Origin of the sequence: Dysgonomonas termitidis (genome assembly GCF_042654545.1) — a bacterium.
In the GTDB taxonomy this organism is placed as follows: domain Bacteria; phylum Bacteroidota; class Bacteroidia; order Bacteroidales; family Dysgonomonadaceae; genus Dysgonomonas; species Dysgonomonas termitidis.
The window spans coordinates 1-17,857 of sequence record NZ_JBHSGN010000087.1 but is presented as its reverse complement, the minus strand read 5'-3'; the positions used below and the strand labels follow the sequence as shown (position 1 = coordinate 17,857).

At 40.4% G+C, this 17,857-nt stretch carries 10 protein-coding genes; all 10 read left to right on the top strand.

Features of this window, described 5'->3' with window-relative positions; genetic code table 11:
• The first annotated feature begins 58 nt into the window (after positions 1-58).
• The 10 genes from ACFO6W_RS14850 (at position 59) to ACFO6W_RS14805 (ending at position 17,290) form a co-directional block, all read left to right on the top strand.
• The gene (locus ACFO6W_RS14850) at positions 59-3,163 is read left to right on the top strand and encodes a SusC/RagA family TonB-linked outer membrane protein (RefSeq protein WP_379997765.1); all 3,105 of its coding nucleotides are present in this window, start codon (positions 59-61) and stop codon (positions 3,161-3,163) included.
• A 12-nt stretch (positions 3,164-3,175) separates the two neighbouring features.
• Entirely contained in the window at positions 3,176-4,933 is a 1,758-nt protein-coding gene (locus ACFO6W_RS14845) for a RagB/SusD family nutrient uptake outer membrane protein (RefSeq protein ID WP_379997763.1), read from the top strand.
• Positions 4,934-4,955: 22 nt separating this feature from the next.
• Positions 4,956-5,366, top strand: a complete 411-nt coding sequence (locus tag ACFO6W_RS14840) for a DUF4945 domain-containing protein (protein WP_379997761.1) — start codon at positions 4,956-4,958, stop codon at positions 5,364-5,366.
• Between the two features lie 208 nt (positions 5,367-5,574).
• Positions 5,575-8,682: a SusC/RagA family TonB-linked outer membrane protein gene (locus tag ACFO6W_RS14835; RefSeq protein WP_379997759.1), complete on the top strand. Its 3,108-nt coding sequence runs from the start codon at positions 5,575-5,577 to the stop codon at positions 8,680-8,682.
• A gap of 12 nt (positions 8,683-8,694) precedes the next feature.
• A complete protein-coding gene (locus tag ACFO6W_RS14830) occupies positions 8,695-10,617 on the top strand; it encodes a RagB/SusD family nutrient uptake outer membrane protein (RefSeq protein ID WP_379997757.1) in 1,923 nt (640 codons plus the stop codon).
• A gap of 87 nt (positions 10,618-10,704) precedes the next feature.
• Entirely contained in the window at positions 10,705-11,622 is a 918-nt protein-coding gene (locus ACFO6W_RS14825) for a hypothetical protein (RefSeq protein WP_379997755.1), read from the top strand.
• Positions 11,623-11,711: 89 nt separating this feature from the next.
• Positions 11,712-12,920: a glycoside hydrolase family 172 protein gene (locus ACFO6W_RS14820; protein WP_379997753.1), complete on the top strand. Its 1,209-nt coding sequence runs from the start codon at positions 11,712-11,714 to the stop codon at positions 12,918-12,920.
• Positions 12,921-13,007: 87 nt separating this feature from the next.
• Positions 13,008-14,132 (top strand): DUF4185 domain-containing protein, encoded by a 1,125-nt coding sequence (locus tag ACFO6W_RS14815; RefSeq protein WP_379997751.1) that lies wholly within the window; start codon positions 13,008-13,010, stop codon positions 14,130-14,132.
• A gap of 11 nt (positions 14,133-14,143) precedes the next feature.
• Positions 14,144-15,568, top strand: coding sequence for a DUF4185 domain-containing protein (locus ACFO6W_RS14810; protein WP_379997749.1), 1,425 nt, complete (start codon positions 14,144-14,146; stop codon positions 15,566-15,568).
• A 42-nt stretch (positions 15,569-15,610) separates the two neighbouring features.
• Positions 15,611-17,290 carry a ribulokinase gene (locus ACFO6W_RS14805; RefSeq protein WP_379997747.1) on the top strand — a complete coding sequence of 560 codons (1,680 nt, stop codon included), beginning with the start codon at positions 15,611-15,613 and terminating at the stop codon, positions 17,288-17,290.
• Positions 17,291-17,857: the final 567 nt, after the last annotated feature.

Here is a 17,857-nt window from a genome sequence, read left to right as displayed (position 1 = left end):
TATATTGTTTCTAAAACTATGGAAAAACATATATCGAAAGTCACTTATTCTAATGCTAATGATTTTCACATCAGTTGGCCTGTTTGCGATAAACGGTACTGATGAGGCATACCAAAAAAGAATAGTTACAGGTACGGTATTTGAACTTGAAACCGGAGAGACTCTGCCCGGGGTGAGTGTCTTTATTAAGGACACTCAAAAAGGTACGATGACTGATGCTAATGGAAAGTACACATTGGAAGCAGATTCAGAAAGTGCTATTCTTGTCTTTAACTTTATTGGAAAAAAAACGATTGAAGTCGTAGTCGGGAATCAGAGCACGATTAATGTAAATATGGAGAACGATGCTACCATGTTGCAAGAGGTGATTTATACCGGTTATATGACTCAGAAGAAGGCTGATTTGACGGGATCACTATCTATTGCCAATGCTGCTGATTTAGCAAAAAATCCGTCAGCGAATGCAATGAAGTCTCTTCAGGGAAAACTTTCAGGAGTATATATTACTACTAACGGAGGTGATCCGGCAGAAGGAGTTAATATACAAATCAGGGGACTTTCATCTTTATCGGGAGGAATTAAGCCTTTGATAGTATTAGATGGGATGCCAACTGAAAACCTGAATCTTCGTGATATAAACTCAGGAGATATTGAGTCTATCCAAGTCTTGAAGGATGCGGCTTCTGCAAGTATATACGGAGCCAGGGCTTCAGGAGGAGTAGTATTGGTTCAGACTAAGAAAGGAGTAGCTGGCACAACCAAAGTCGAATATAACGGGAGTGTTTCTTTCAATACCGTATTGAATAAGCCGAAACTGATGAATGCGGAACAATACGGGATTGCGACTTTCAGGGCGCAGGCATATGACGAAGAGATATATGGGATGGCTATGTCATTACCATCTACCTACGATTTCATATGGCATAGAGATGCTAACGGAAGAGCTATACTGGATGCGGCGCGACCGGCTGAATGGCTTAATGCCGACAAAACGGTAAGAGGTTCTGATACAAACTGGATGGATGAGGTTCTCAGGACAGCAATAATGACTAATCATCAATTAACTGTTTCCAGTGGATCGGATAAATCGAAAAGTTTATTTTCGCTTGGCTATTACGACAATCAGGGAACACAAATTCATACATATTTCAGACAGTATTCAATACGGGTCAATACGGAGTATAATCTGATAAATAACCGGTTGAAGATAGGGGAAAATCTTGCTGTGTCCTATTTGCAGTACAGGGATGGGAATGAAACGCGTTGGGCTATGATTATGCCTCCGGCGGTTCCCGTTTATGACGTCAATGGAGGATGGGCAGGAGCTGCTGGTTTTGATGACTTTACAAACCCTGTGCGTGTATTGACAAACAATAAAGACAATACTAACAACTATGTAAAAGTAATAGGTAATGTTTTTCTGGACCTTGATATCTGGAAGGGGATATCTGCCCGCACACAGTTTGGTGTAGATTACGGGAATGCATATAACAGGACTCTGGATCGTGCCTGGTCCGAAAACGGAGGACGGAATAGTGACGGCGAAAACTATGTAGGAAATAGCCAGTCTCATCCTCTTAGCTATGTTTGGACTAACACTATGTCTTATAATATGAATAAAGGGAAACATAGTCTTGATGCCGTACTTGGATTGGAACTGACAAGGTTTGTACAAGAAGGGTTCTCAGCAAGAAGAGAAGGTGTCTATCTTGAAGACCGTGACTTCGCTCACTTAGGGATAACTACTGGATCAAAATATTCTCTTGGAAGTTCTGCCGATGAGTATACATATTTCTCCGTATTTGGAAAAGCCAATTACGTTTATGATACAAAGTATTTGTTTTCAGCCACGTTGCGTCGGGATGGATCTTCTCTTTTCGGTGCAAATAATCGTTATGCGACGTTCCCTGCATTCTCGGCAGGATGGCGGATTAATAACGAACCTTTCATGGCGGACTTTAACTTTATATCTGACCTCAAGTTGCGTGCCAGCTGGGGAGCAAACGGCAGTGTACAAGGTTTACCCAGAGGTTATACATCTACTCCGTTCACAACCGATTATTTCGGGACATCTTATCCTATAGAAGGAAATGAGACCGGGCCTTTATATTCGGGTTATAGGAGAACATGGTTGGGTAATCCGGATCTCAAATGGGAAACAACAACACAGACCGATCTTGCTGTAGATTTCGGATTCCTTAATCAACGGATAAACGGCTCGTTAGGATATTATTATAAGAAGACATCAGATATATTGGTTCAAACACCTTACATTGCAGCGATGGGTGAAGGTGGCGAACCTTGGATTAATGGTGCTGATATGAATAATAAAGGGATAGAATTTTCCATTAGTTATAGTAACGATCCTAAATCAGCCTTTCAGTACACTATCTCGGCCAATATAGGAACCTATAAAACCAAAATAATAGATCTTCCCGAAAACGTAATTAATAAATATCCGGGCGATGGGGTACTTGACCTTGTTACCGGAAGAACTCCTAATATACTTTATGGCTTAGTTGCTGATGGCATATTTAAGACACAGGAGGAAGTTGATAACCATGCCGAACAGAAAGGAAAGGCTGTCGGCCGTATTCGCTACAAAGATCTCGATGGAAATGGAGTGGTAGACGAAGTATATGACAGAACATATATCGGAGTTACAGATCCAGATTTCTTCGGAGGGATCACATTTGACCTTAAATACCGCAATTTTGATATGAATATATTCTTCCAGGGTGTTTATGGCAATAAAGTAAATAATATCTGGAAACAAGAATCCGACTTATGGAATATAACTGTACCGGCTCATAAAAATCATCCGGAGAGAATATTAGGTGCCTGGTCATTCGATAATCCTAATTCAGATATTCCAGCTATATCTAATTCGACACAAAATGCAGAACATCGTTTCTCCAGCTATTTTGTAGAAGATGGGTCTTATCTCAAACTGAGGAATATAGAATTAGGGTATACACTTCCAAAGAAAATATCAGGTAAGATGTTGATGCAGAACCTAAGAATCTATACTTCGGCACGAAACGTCTTAACTCTGAAGAAAAGCTGGGGTAAAGATAAATACACAAGTTTCGATCCGGAGATGCCCGGTTACGGTTATTTGACTCCATTCTCATTAACATTTGGACTTAATGTTACATTCTAAATCTTAGTATCTATGAAAAAGTTTAAATTAATAATATTCGTTTTAGCTTTCTTTTTCGCAGCAAATAGTTGTTCCGATTTTTTAGATGTGGCTCCCAAACAAGTATTGGATGAATCGTTGCTTACGAAACCTGAAGATATGGAAGGCTTTGTAACTGCAGCATATGCAAGAATGACAGATATACCGTCCTGGGATTCACCTTTTGCACCCTGGTGGTCAGGTTCATTACGTTCCGACGATTCTTATAAAGGTGGAGGAGGTACATGGGATGGAGATGGCTGGCATTTTATGGAAACCTTTGTGGGCGTAACTCCAAATGGATGGCCTCTCGATTACCCATGGTATGTATCATATCAGGTAATACAGAGATGTAATACCGCTTTGCAAAGACTGGAGACAATCACTGAAGATGAATTTCCCGCCAGGAACGCCAGAATGGGAGAAATGAAGTTTATTCGGACTTTTACGCTTTATCGTATTAAGCTGTTCTGGAAATATGTGCCTTATATTGACGAGAAGGTTGTTGGGACTTCCTCTGCTTTTGAATCAGTACCGAACAGGGAAAAAGATATGCCAAACGATCTGTACTTATGGGAAAAACTGTTGAACGATTTTAAAGACGCGGAAAACCTTCTGCCCGAAAGCCAGGTGGATAAAGGGCGCATAACGAAGAATGCAGCAACGGCAATGATTGCCCGGGTACTGCTTTCTATGGCCTATGAGCAGGATGAAAGACACCGTGTAACAACCATCAATAAAGACAGATTAACAGAAGCCCTGGTATATCTCAATAAGTTGACGGAGCAGGAAGGTAAAGCTGTTGGGTTATGCGATGATTTTGGAGATAATTTTGATATTGCTTTTGATAATAATACGAAAGAATCTATATGGGAAATACAATATTCGATCGATGACGGTAGCTCTACAGGAGGGAAAATAAACAGAAGTGAAGGATTGAATCATCCATGGCAATGGGCCGGATTTCAATGCTGTGGTTTTCACCATGTGAGTTACACAATGGGAAATGCTTTCAAAACCGGAACAGACGGATTGCCGATGTTTGATACTTACAATGTCGGTAGCTATGCTGATGGGGATAACGAATTTTTCGGTAAAAATACATTCGATCCCCGTTTTAGTCATACTGCCGCCGTTCCGGGACAACCCTATAAATATGATCCTTTTCTGATCTTCGAACAAAAAGCAATTCGTAATCCGGCTGAATATGGATATCTGAAATCAATAAAGGAACTGGTCCATCCTAATTGTAATTGTTTGCTATATGATGGCTGGCAGTTCAATTCGATGAATAAAAGGATGATTCGTTACGATGAAGTATTACTATGGAAAGCCGAGGCGCTCATACAGTTGGATAGATGGGATGAAGCCTTGCCGTTAATCAACAAAATTCGGGAGCGGGCGGCAAAAAGTACTATCCGTTTGAGGAAAGCGGATGGATCGCCAATCTTGAATTACAAATGTGAAACATATAAGCCCGGAATCAATTGCACCTGGACTAAAGATTTTGCTATGAAAGCATTACAATGGGAAAACCGTTTGGAAATGGCTTGCGAAGGACGCCGGTTCTTCGATTTGCAGCGGTGGGGTATTTTGGAAAAAACGATGAATGATTATTTCGCTGTTGAGAAAAATAGATTTTCCTGGATGGATAATGCGCGCTTTACAGCGGGTAGAGATGAGTATTTCCCAATTCCGTTACCTCAAATGAAATGGGCAAAAGGTAATTATACACAGAATCCGGGGTATTAATATTGAAAATAAAGATATGATTATGAAAAATATAGCTAGAATGCTGATCATAGCGCTTACTATTATGTCATTTACAAGCTGTTATGATAGAGATGTTATTGATTATAAAGAATTCGGTCATTCTTTACCTGAGATTGAAAATTTGAGTTATACAAAACATGATAATCTAGTCAAATTATCATGGCAGATTCCTGCAAATATATCGGATGATTTCAGACGGCCGTTGGAAGTCAGTATACAGGTAGTAGAGAATAATATTTACAGAGAAATAGTTATAGTCGAAAATGAAGGAACATCTCGCGATATAACAATCGATACAAGTAAGAAATATCGGTTTGTTGTGAAACTTCTGGGTTATCTGACCAACGAAGCAAAAGAAGAGGGTAAAACAGACAGGGTTTATTCGGAAGGGCAGGTTATTCATATTGAATGAATGAGTGTATAGGAATACCTGAAGATTCAGATGATTTTATCGGGTATTGGTCTTTTTCCGTGTAGGTCTTGCATATGGTGGATAAATTGTAATTTGATAACTGAAAAGCAAAATCTAAGGAACGAATTTACCGATACCCGGTACGATAAACAAGAATGATCTTATTAAAAAATTATATATAGATACTTATGCTAAAATTATGATTGTTATGAGACACATGAAACGAAGAAGAAATGGAAAGTATTTCCTGTTAATGATGTGTTGTTTCCTAAACCTTGTTTTTGCTTTTGCTCAGTCCGGCAGGGTAATAACAGGACGTGTGAGCGATTCTAAAGGAGAGTTATTGGCCGGAGTAGTAGTTACAGAAGTTGGCACTACAAATGGAGTGATCACAGATGAAAATGGAACTTATTCCATTGGTACAAAATCAAACAGTGCTGTACTGAGATTTACATGTATTGGTTTTAAAGAGAAAGTAGAAGAAATAGGGAACAGAAAGGTTATTGATGTTGCCTTAGATGAAGATGTCGCTTTTTTGGATGAAGTAGTGGTTGTCGGATTCGGTTCTCAGAAGAAAGCGTCAGTTGTTGGAGCTATTAGTACTGTTGAGCCTCAATCATTACTTACAGCCCCAGTTCGTTCGGTCAGCAATAATCTTGCAGGGAAGTTAGCCGGGGTAATTGCCGTACAACGAAGTGGCAATCCGTGGTTTAATGATTCTGATTTTTGGATTAGAGGTATGAGTTCTTTTGGAAATTCTAAGCCTTTAGTGTTGATAGACGGAATAGAGCGCTCCTTACACGATATGGACCCGAATGAAATCGAATCATTTTCTGTGTTAAAAGATGCTGCTGCCAGTGCCGTATATGGCGTTAGGGGGGCTAATGGCGTGATAATGATTACAACAAAACGGGGTAAAATAGGGGCCCCGAAAGTAAGCGCGCGCGTAGAGCAGGCATATACTAAGCCAACGAAACTGCCTAAGTATATTGGTTCTGTGAAGTATCTGGAATTGATGAACGACGTCTATCTGGACGCATATCCTAATCAGTCTCCGCTCTTCAACAACGCAACAATCGAAAATTACAGAAATCAAACCGATCCCGAACTGTATCCTGATATCAACTGGTGGGATGTTGTAGCAAAGGACTTTGCAAGTAGTACTACTGCTAATTTAGATATAAACGGAGGTAGTGACATATTACGTTATGCTCTAACGTTAGGGCTCTATAATGAGAGCGGAATTATAGAAAGAGATAAAAATCAGGCATGGGATTCTTCTCTGAAGGTCAGGCGTTATAATGTCCGTTCAAATGTAGATGTTAACCTGACTAAAACTACGCTGTTTCGTTTCAATCTGGGAGGACATCTGATCGCCCGTAACTCTCCTCCGGGATGGAATGAAACAGATGTGGGTATTTTCTATCAGGCTTCGAGGATTCCTCCATATGTTCATCCTCCCGTTTATTCAACAGGAGAAATACCTCGGGTATATGCAAGGGAAAATCCGTGGGCCTGGGCTACACAACGGGGGTATGAAACATTGAACCGCCATAAAATTGAATCTTTGGCATCCGTTGAGCAAGATCTGAAATTTATCACTCCCGGGTTAAGTGCAAAATTGAGTTTTTCTTTCGACAGATATTCGGGTTCCTATAAGGTTAGGGGAAAAAATCCTGATTATTATACACCTGCCACTGAAAGAGATGCTAATGGAAATTTAGCGTTGTCTATATATACTTATGGTCAACAATTTCTAGGTTATGATGTCGGTTCCGAATGGGGTGAACAAAGTATTTATCTTGAAGGGGCAATCAACTATGAGAGAACCTTTGATAAAAAGCATGCTGTAAATTCTATGCTTTTATATAATCAGAGGGAGCTCGAAAGAGGAACTGAATATTGGGACCGTTTGCCTTACCGTACTCAGGGTTTTGCCGGAAGATTCTCCTATACTTATAATACCCGCTATGTTGCGGAGTTCAACTTTGGGTACAATGGTTCGGAAAATTTTGCCAAAGGTAATCGCTTCGGATTTTTTCCATCGGTTTCTTTAGGGTGGATCATTTCTCAGGAGAGTTTTATGGAAGGCCTGGCAAACACTATTTCCAATCTGAAACTTAGAGGGTCCTGGGGTGAAGTAGGTAATAGTATACTTGGCGTAAATATCTGGGATAACAGGTTTGCGTATCTTTCAACAATCAATGAAAGTTACGGATGGTATACTTTTGGCACAGATAGTAATTTCCATCGTGTCGGAAAAGCAGAAGGGAATGCAGAAAATACTGCATTAACATGGGAAACATCGACCAAGACAAACTTAGGCTTGGAGGTGGGTTTATGGGGCAATTCGGTAAACCTGACCGCGGATGTTTTCATGGATAAGCGCAGGGATATTTTTATGCAAAGGCGGACAGTTCCGGGTTCGGCCGGATTTATGCAAACTCCTTATGCCAATTTTGGTAAAGTAGAAAATAAAGGGTTTGAACTGTCTCTGAATGCAAATAAAAAATTGTCTGACGACTGGCATATTTCGGCAATGGCAAATTACACTTTTGCCAGAAACAAAATTATTGAGAAAGATGAACCTGCTGCTGTAATAGGAACTAACAGGGCTGAAACGGGACATCCTATCAACCAGATATTCGGACTTGTATCAGAAGGGCTTTTTACTGAAGATGATTTTGACACCAATGGCAATTTAAAGCAGGAGATACCTGCTCATACGTTCGGTACAGTCCGTCCGGGTGATATCAAGTATAAAGATTTGAACGGGGATAATTCGATCGATGCAAGAGACCGGACAGCTATTGGCGGAACCTTTAATCCGGAAATTGTATACGGATTTGGTGCCAATATAAAATATAAGGCTATAGATTTTGGCTTTTTCTTCCAGGGTACAGCTAATACATATCAGATGCTTGGCGGAGAGAACTGGTTACCCGGAACCGCATTAGGAGCAACCGGGAATGTCTTCACTAATATCGATGATCGCTGGACAAAGGAAAATCCGAATCAGAATGTATTCTGGCCAAGATTGACTTATGGGGCGAATACTAATAATGAACAGGCATCTACCTGGTGGTTAAGAGATATGAGCTTCTTGCGGTTGAGGACTTTGGAGGTTGGTTATACATTGCCTCAGGTATGGACGAGATCGGCCGGAATAGAAAACCTGCGTCTCTTTGCAAGGGCTTCGAATATCTTTACTTTCTCTAAATTTAAATTATGGGATCCGGAATTAGCCACGACGGATGGGCTTAAGTATCCTATGACTCAGTCCATATCATTTGGATTAAGTATTAATTTCCAATAAATAATGATGAATATGAAAGATATAAAATATTTAATACTGGCCCTTATTTCTTCATTACTAATAATTGGCACAACAGGATGCTCCGATTTTCTGGATAAGAAACCTGATGATTATCTGACGATGGAGATGATATTTTCTGATAAAATCAGAACTGAAGACTGGCTTGCAGGTGTGTATTCAGGGGTACCTAATCCGATGTGGGGGTATTTTAAAGAACAGGGATGGAACATAATGTCAGATGATATGACTATTCCATCAGAGTGGCAACCTTTTGGATGGAAAAATGTGTATGCATACACTGCCGGGGATTGGAATCCGGAATCGGCATGGAATCCCTATTATTGGGTTACTTTTCCTCAAAAAATACGGAGTGCATTGATATTTATAGAAAATGCGCGTCCCAATCAGGCGCAGGGTATGAGCGACGAATATGTTACTAGAATGAAATATGAAGCCCGCTTCCTGATTGCGTACTACTATGCGTTAATGCTGGAGATATATGGTCCGATCCCGTTCAAGCCCGGAGTTATAGAATCAGTGGATGCACCAGAGTCGGAACTGATGATCACTCAAACTCCATATGATGATATTGTGAGCTGGATAGATAATGAATTGGTAGAAGTGGCCAAACACCTGCCTGCAGTTTATTCTCAAGAAGCTGATTGGGGTAGAGCAACTTCCGCAATGTGTTATGCTGTGAGAGCGCGTATGCTTCTTTTTGCGGCAAGCCCTTTATTTAATGGGAATCCGGATCTTAAGGACTGGAAAAATAATGATGGGGTCAATTTATTCAAACCTACAGCGGAGATCGGTAAGTGGAGCCGTGCGGCAACAGCTCATAAAGAGTTGATCGATCTGGCACATGCAAACGGCTATCAGCTATATAAGGAATACAATAATGACAGTACAATAGATCCTTTCATGTCATATTATAATATGTCTTTGAAGAAATTTTCTGAAGGTAATAAAGAGATTATATTTGGAAGGACATGGGACCCGGGTAGAGATTATTATGAAGGTTTGGGTAGTTGGCAGGATCATCATCTGCCAAAAGGAATAAACGGAAATGCCGGGATGGGTGTTACCCAGGAACTGGTAGATGCTTTTTATATGGAAAACGGCACGAGTCCGATACTGGGATACGATGTAAATAATATGCCAATTATTAATCCCGCATCCGGATATTCCGAAAGCGGATTTTCTACGCTAGGGGAAGTAAGAAATACAAATTGGCCGGGAGCATCAGGGCCGGACAATGTACACGGACAGGTGACACTCCCAGGCACATTCAACATGTATTGTAAGAGAGAAGCACGTTTCTATGCATCGGTAATATACAATGAGGCGTGGCTAGGAGTAGATAACAGACGGGTTGAGTTTTATCAGAATGGAGGACGGGATACAGGAAACACCTTCGACGCTCCGCAAAATGGTTATAATGTAAGGAAGAGGATTAGTCTCGAAGTTTTCCCCAGGACTCCGACACATCCGTATCAGCCTGGTATTCTTTACCGTTTGGCAGAAGCATACTTGGGTTATGCCGAAGCTCTGAATGAATCCGACCCGGGTAATGCGGATATTTTAAAATACATCAATTATGTGAGGCAGAGAGCCGGAATCCCGGATGTAACATCGGGTTCTCAGGACGAGATCCGTAAGCTGATTCAACAAGAAAGGCGGGTGGAGTTTAACTGTGAAGGTATCCGCTTTCATGATGTACGTCGATGGAAAATTGCAGAAACTGAACTTAATCGTCCGTATTACGGGATGAACTTTAAAGGGTCTGCGAAAAGTGATGATATCAATAATCCTGATGCATTCTATAAACGTACTTTTTACAAAAATCGTAGATTTTACAAAAAAATGTATCTGTGGCCTGTGCCGCAAGCCCAGATTGATATTAATCCCAGGCTGATCCAGGCTCCGGGTTATTAATTCTCAAACAAGGAGAACCGGAATCGGTAGTTTCCGCTCCGGTTCTTCTTACTGATACAAATAATAGTGAATATAAAATATTATCTTATGAAATCTTTTAAATATATTTTCTATATTCTTTTAATAGTTTTGGGAATCAGTTCTTGCAAGAGTGGTGATGATATGCCTGAATTCCCAACAAAATATGCAAGAATTACCCAAAAAATTATAACAGTCAAGACCGAAATAGAAAACAAGGTAACGATATTTCCTGTTTTTGACAGCGAAGAAACAGCCAAAGGGAAATTTATATGGAGTGTCGACAAACCAGAACTTGTGCGGCTTGAGCCTCATACGGATAATTCCCTTACACTAGTAGGGCTTGTTCCGGGACAAACAACGCTCAAAATAGAATCGGAGGACGGGAAACTGAAATATTTTTCTACATTAAATGTACTTAAGGCTTTCCCATTCAAAAGTCCAATATTTATTGATTTTGGTGATATACTATCGGCAGCACCTTTTAATAACTTTAAGGTATCTGACATGAAATTAGATAAATTAAAAGATATGGAAGATGCAGTTTCTGATTATTCTATTTCTATTGACGGAGTTTTCGGAACATTTGACCGAAACTTTCCAAATACATTGGGTTTTCCGTCGGAGGTGTCGGATGACTTATTTTTTAATGACGGGAAGGATGTGGCTTCGAGCCGACTTGTACTTTCTTTGAATAAAAACCTGAAATATTCTTTTATTTTTTTTAGTACGATTAATGATATAAATACTCAAAATGAATATCGGGTTAAAGGTAAAGGTGAAGAAGTAGTGACATATTTGAATACGGCTTACAATACATCAAATGTTGCTGTTGTCAGGGATATAACTCCGGATGATAGTGAAAGAATTACTATAACCCTGTGTCCCGGGCCTGAGAATACTCACTGGGCTAAATTCTATTGTATCAATGCAATGATAATCTTACCGGAAAATTATGAACTTCCTTTCCCTCTGACTTTTGAATAACCATATGTTATAAACATTAAGTATCTTAGCCTGCCTTCCGTTCATAAAAGGCAGGCCGTCAGAACCCATTAGATAAATAGTTTATTATTATGAAAAAGAAATCATTAAAGCTAATTTTAATTTGTTTACTGTTTGCATCATTCTGTATTCCGGATTCAGAAGCTCAAAATCCCGTTCCGGGAACTATGTATGAGCTTTCTCAAATGAAAAACGGAATGCGAAACCGGCGCATTAGCAGTAATGATCCCGCAGGAGGAGTTCTGGATCATCTTTCAGATATACGTCCCGGGGAAAAACGTATAATTGCTGATATACCCGGTTCAGGTATTATAAACCATATATGGATAACAATGGCTCCCGAGCCTCATGTTTTGAACCGTAGCGATGTTATAATCCGTATGTACTGGGATGGCAATGCTTATCCTTCTGTTGAATCTCCTATCGGGCCGTTCTTTGGTCAGGGATGGAATGAACGGTACAATTATTCGGCACTGCCTATTACAGCAGGTCCTGCAAACGGTACATCAATGGTGTCATATTTCTCCATGCCTTTTGCTGAAGGTGCCAGGCTCGAAATTGAAAACCAGTCGGATGTAAATCTTGAGAAATTTTATTTTTATGTAGATTATTATGAAACTAAAAAATTACCAGCCGATCTGGGCCGTTTCCATGCGTGGTATAATCAGGAGTTGACAGAGGCTGCACCTGAAGGAGAAACAGAATGGGCTGTAATCGGGAAACAAGACAATAATACAACAGGCGACCGCAATTATGTATTTGCTGATATCAAAGGTAAAGGGCATTTTGTGGGGCTTAACTATTATGTCCATTGTCCTTCTCCAATCTGGTATGGTGAAGGTGACGACTTTTGGTTTATTGATGGCGAAGAAGAAGCTTCATTGCTGGGAACAGGTACGGAAGACCTTTTCAATACATCATGGTGTCCAAAAGAGGCCTATTCTCATCCATACTTCGGATATCCACGTGTGAACAATGATGTAGGCTGGTTGGGGCGTACACATATATATCGCTTCTTTATAGAAGATCCTGTTTTCTTCGAAAAAAGCCTGAAAGCAAGTATAGAACACGGACATGCAAATAATCTTACATTAGATTTGGCTACCGTCGCATACTGGTATCAGTCGGAAGCCAGCCCTCTGCCTCCTGCACCATCGAAAGAAGTGCGCAAATTGAAGCCATTCATTAACGTGCCGGATATGCATCGCTGGCGTCACGAATGGAGAAAAAACAGGGGGGGAGATTCTAGACTTTGGGGTAATGAAATGCCGGAACAATAATTGTAAATAAGCCATAATACCTCTTCCTAAAGTATGAGAGGGGGTATTATCTTCTTCCAGAAGAATCTATGGCAAAACGATGTTAATATGAAATTGTCAAACAAAATCAAGCATATATTTTTCCTGATAGGATTCTCTTCTTCCTTGATTTCGATGAGTAACGATGGGAAAATAGAATACGGATTCTCAAAAAATAAGAAACATTTAAAAATAAAAAAAGTAGAGCGGATTGCGCGTATAACGGGAACTGCCGTAAAAGGTGAGACCTTGTCCTCTCCTAATAATACTACCGGAATATACGATGTGGGAGGTACAGACCTCGGTATTGTTTGGGAAATGGATAAAGGGAAATATGGAATTTTTCTTGGCGATACTTTTGGTAAGGGTTTCATCCCCGGTCAGGACGATCCGGCAGACTTCGGCGATAATTGGCGGTGCAACGTCTTGGCTTTTTCGAATGACTGTAATCTTGATGATGGATTGACTATTAACTGCATGGTTACTGATGAAAATGGCAATGCCAGAGAACTTATTCCCGGAGGAAAGGATAAGTCGGGTAATGGAGACTGGACATCGATCCCGACAGCAGCTATCCGGGCAAATAATAAGGATTATGTGCACTATTTCAATATGAAAAACTGGACGGGATGGATAACCAATTATTCAGGCCTTTACAAATCGGAAGACGATGGAAAAACATGGGAAAAATGTGCAACAGTCCATTTTACTCCGGATAGTAATTTTGGACAAGCCGGATATTATAAGAAGGATGGCTATGTTTATATGATAGGAACGGAAACAGGCCGACACAGTAATCCCCGCCTGGCACGGTTCAACGAAAAAGATATAGAAAACCAATCCTTGTATGAATACTGGAACAAGGATCGCAATGAGTGGATCAGAGGTGATGAATCTCAAGCTACTAACCTGTTTGAAGATACAGTGGGTGAACTGTCTATTGTATATCATAACAAGTATAAATGTTGGATTATAACATATTTCTGCGCTGCCAGATATAATATATCTATACGTTATGCGGAAGAACTGACCGGCCGGTGGAGCGAACCTCAGATATTGGCGACTGGGAAAGAATACCCTCAGTTATATGGTTCGTATATACATCCGGCATCATTAGATGGTGATAATTTATATTTTCTGATGTCGATGTGGAGGCCATATAATGTGTTCCTGATGAGAGCGGAATTGGAATAATAATATATAATATGAGGACTCGATTATTTAAATATATAGTTAATATATGGGTGCTAGCCTTTTTTTCAGGATTTTACTCTTGTAGTAAAGATGAAGAGAATGAACCCTATATCCCTATTGACGAAATTACGGTCTCAATAGCGGAACTGGTACCCGATAAGGAAACAAAAGCAGTTTCCACGACACTTACTTTTAAAAATATAGGAGAGATAGATTATCTGCTGGTTACAAAAAGCGGAGGTGAAAGTTATTCTGCAAAAATAGAAAAATCGGAACTGTCAGCCTCTTATCTATTCAGGTATGTGGTAAAAAAAACAGATCCCGAATCCTTTCGGCTGTTATTGACTGCTTATTACAAGGACGGAAATAAATCGAAAGAAAAAGTTCTGACTATAGATAATCGTTGGGGATTTTTTATTCGTAAGGTTTCCCGTACGGCACGTGTAACAGGGAGCCCTATGTCTGGCGAACAATTCCCTAGCCCGAATAATACAGCGCAGAAATGGAATGTCGGAGGAACCGATCTGGGAATTATCTGGGAAATGAATCCGGGAAAATATGGGATTTTCTTCGGAGATACGTTCGGGCGCGACTTTTCGCCTAACTCTGCCGCTCCCGGTCCTAACGGTGGGAGTTGGCGCAGTAATGTTCTTGCCTTTTCGGATGATAATGATCTTGAAGATGGATTGACATTCAATAGTATGGCTGTAGATGCGTCGGGTAATGCCCGCGAAATTATATATGGAGGAAAAGATGCGTCGGGTAATGGAGACTGGACCTCTATTCCGGCAGCAGCTATCCGGGCAAATAATATAGATTATGTACATTATTTTAATATAAAAAACTGGACGGGATGGATTACAAATTATTCCGGTCTGTATAGATCTGTCGATAACGGTCAAACATGGGCGAAATGCGAAAATGTACGTTTTTCTTCCAATAGTAATTTTGGGCAGGGGGGATATTTTAAGAAGGATGGATATGTGTATATGATTGGGACTCAAACAGGACGCGACAGCAATGCGCGCCTGGCCCGGTTCAAAGAACAGCATATAGAGAATCAGGCTAATTATGAATTTTGGAATGGCTTAACCAAACAATGGCTCAAAGGTGATGAAGAGCAAGCTACGAACATATTTAATGACAAAGTGGGAGAACTATCATTTATATATAACCAGAAACATAATAGATGGATAATTGCCTATTTTAATGCCGATAGATATAACATAACCATGCGTACGGCAACAGAAATAACCGGACCTTGGAGTGAGCCTTATGAATTGGCCTCGGGAGTGGAATATGCGCAGTTGTACGGATCATATTTTCATCCGTTGTCGGCCGATGGCGACAGCCTGTATTTTCTGATGTCTATGTGGTTGCCATACAATGTATTCCTGATGAAAGCGGAATTGGCAGATATGGGCAGTTTCGACTGAAAGCCCGAAATATAAAAGAGCTTATTTATTAATAAAAGATATATGATGAATAGAAAATATGTAATAGGAGTGGACTTCGGAACAGATTCGTGCCGTACCGTGATAATTGATGTGGAGAATGGGGAGGAAATTTCTTCCTCCGTAAAATATTACCCGCGCTGGAAGAAAGGATTATACTGTGATCCGCAAGTAAACCAATACAGGCAACATCCCCAGGACTACATAGATACGCTCGAATCGGCAATAAAAGATTCTTTATCGAAGGTTGCAGGGGATATTGCAGGAGACATTATCGGTATTTCATTCGACATGACAGCAAGTACACCGGTGCTAGTAGATAAACAGGGTACTCCTTTAGCCCTGTTGGACGAATATGAGGATAATCCGAATGCTATGTTTGTCTTATGGAAAGATCATACGGCCATAAAAGAATCCATCGAAATTAATGAACTTGCGAAAGAATGGGTTGTAGACTTCACTGCCTATGAAGGGGGGATTTATTCCGCCGAATGGGTCTGGTCAAAAGTATTGCACGTGCTTCGTGTAGATGAAAAAGTCCGCGAAAAAGCCTACTCATGGATCGAGCATACCGATTGGATGCCGGCATTACTGACCGGTAATACAAAACCTGAGAGTGTTCTGCGTAGTCGTTGTGCTGCAGGTCATAAAGCGATGTGGCATGAACAATGGGATGGCCTTCCATCCGAAGAGTTTCTTACAGAACTTTCCCCATTATTGTCAGGATTCCGCTCTCACCTGTTTGAGAAAACATACCCTTCGGATACCTGTGCCGGGACTCTTACTGCCGAATGGGCTTCACGTCTGGGCCTGACAACAAAGGTTAAAGTTGGTATAGGGGCAATAGATTGTCATATGGGAGCAGTCGGTGCGGGTGTAACACCCGGAGCATTTGTCCGTGTTATGGGAACATCTACCTGCGACATAATGGTTGTGCCGTATGATGAGATGCGGAATAAGCTTATTCCCGGCATTTGCGGACAGGTAGATGGTTCGGTTTTTCCCGGATATATAGGCCTTGAGGCGGGACAGTCGGCTTTTGGTGATTTGTATGCATGGTTCCGGAAATTATTGGAATGGCCATTGGAGAATATACTATCCAGATCAGAATTACTCAACGACGAATTGAAATCTAAATTAATAGAAGAAGTGGGTGATGCTATTATTCCACTCCTTTCGGAAGGGGCGATGAAAGTTCCCGTAGAAAAAAGTACGATTGTAGCTACAGACTGGATGCATGGTCGTCGTACGCCGGATGCTAATCAGCTACTTACAGGGACGGTTACAGGACTGACTCTCGGTAGCTCGGCCCCATTGATTTTCAGGGCATTGGTTGAGGCTACGGCATTTGGCTCCAAAGCGATTATAGAACGTTTTATAGAATCTGGTATTGAAATAAAAGAAGTAATAGGTATTGGAGGTATTTCCTTGAAAGCTCCTTTTGTAATGCAAATGTTATCAGATGTAATAGGCTTACCTATAAAAGTCGCACGCTCGCAGCAGACCTGTGCATTAGGAGCTGCTATGTTTGCGGCTGTCGTTGCGGGAAAATATCATACAGTGCAGGAAGCACAGTTAAAAATGGGGCAAGGCTTTATATGTGAGTATAAACCGGATATGGCAAACCATGAGAAATACAAAATGTTATATAACAGGTATTTGAGTATAGGTAAGTTTACAGAGTCTGATTATTTATCTTATTAACTATCTTTAATCGGGTCTTATATTATTCTCGTGTTAATTAAAAAAAATAGTGAATATTCCCAGAGTGAAATGAATATCCGATATTTATACTATGTAGAAAAGTGGACTTATATGTCAGGCGGAGGAAAGACTGAAAAGGCTTTCCTCTCTCATAAATAGCCTCATAATTTATCGGTGAATAAAAATATTCAAATTAAGTGTAATTTTTTGAGCCTTCTTAAATTATTGTCATTAAAAGTTTTATCTTTGATATTCCTTATGAATTCAGGCCTGTTAGCAGAAAAAAACTGTTTTTTTTGGTCTGACAATTTGGAAGTTTGATAAAAAGAACTACCTTTGCATCCGCTTACCGAGAGAGGGGTTGCAGATAAAGGAGATTTGAAGAATTGAGATCTTAAAGATCGGTTGAATAATAGAGGCTGGATTTATAGAAATTTTAAGTCATGGTCATAAATTGTTAACCGAAAAATAAGATGCGAAGCGTAATCCTGGTGTTCTTGAAAGAATCCGGGGGATTAGCTCAGCTGGCTAGAGCACCTGCCTTGCACGCAGGGGGTCAACGGTTCG

Excerpts from the sequence above, each read along its gene's own strand:
- ACFO6W_RS14850 (WP_379997765.1), top strand. The coding sequence starts at position 59 with ATGATTTTCACATCAGTTGGCCTGTTTGCGATAAACGGTACTGATGAG.
- ACFO6W_RS14845 (WP_379997763.1), top strand. The coding sequence starts at position 3,176 with ATGAAAAAGTTTAAATTAATAATATTCGTTTTAGCTTTCTTTTTCGCA.
- ACFO6W_RS14840 (WP_379997761.1), top strand. The coding sequence starts at position 4,956 with ATGAAAAATATAGCTAGAATGCTGATCATAGCGCTTACTATTATGTCA.
- ACFO6W_RS14835 (WP_379997759.1), top strand. The coding sequence starts at position 5,575 with ATGAGACACATGAAACGAAGAAGAAATGGAAAGTATTTCCTGTTAATG.
- ACFO6W_RS14830 (WP_379997757.1), top strand. The coding sequence starts at position 8,695 with ATGAAAGATATAAAATATTTAATACTGGCCCTTATTTCTTCATTACTA.
- ACFO6W_RS14825 (WP_379997755.1), top strand. The coding sequence starts at position 10,705 with ATGAAATCTTTTAAATATATTTTCTATATTCTTTTAATAGTTTTGGGA.
- ACFO6W_RS14820 (WP_379997753.1), top strand. The coding sequence starts at position 11,712 with ATGAAAAAGAAATCATTAAAGCTAATTTTAATTTGTTTACTGTTTGCA.
- ACFO6W_RS14815 (WP_379997751.1), top strand. The coding sequence starts at position 13,008 with ATGAAATTGTCAAACAAAATCAAGCATATATTTTTCCTGATAGGATTC.
- ACFO6W_RS14810 (WP_379997749.1), top strand. The coding sequence starts at position 14,144 with ATGAGGACTCGATTATTTAAATATATAGTTAATATATGGGTGCTAGCC.
- ACFO6W_RS14805 (WP_379997747.1), top strand. The coding sequence starts at position 15,611 with ATGATGAATAGAAAATATGTAATAGGAGTGGACTTCGGAACAGATTCG.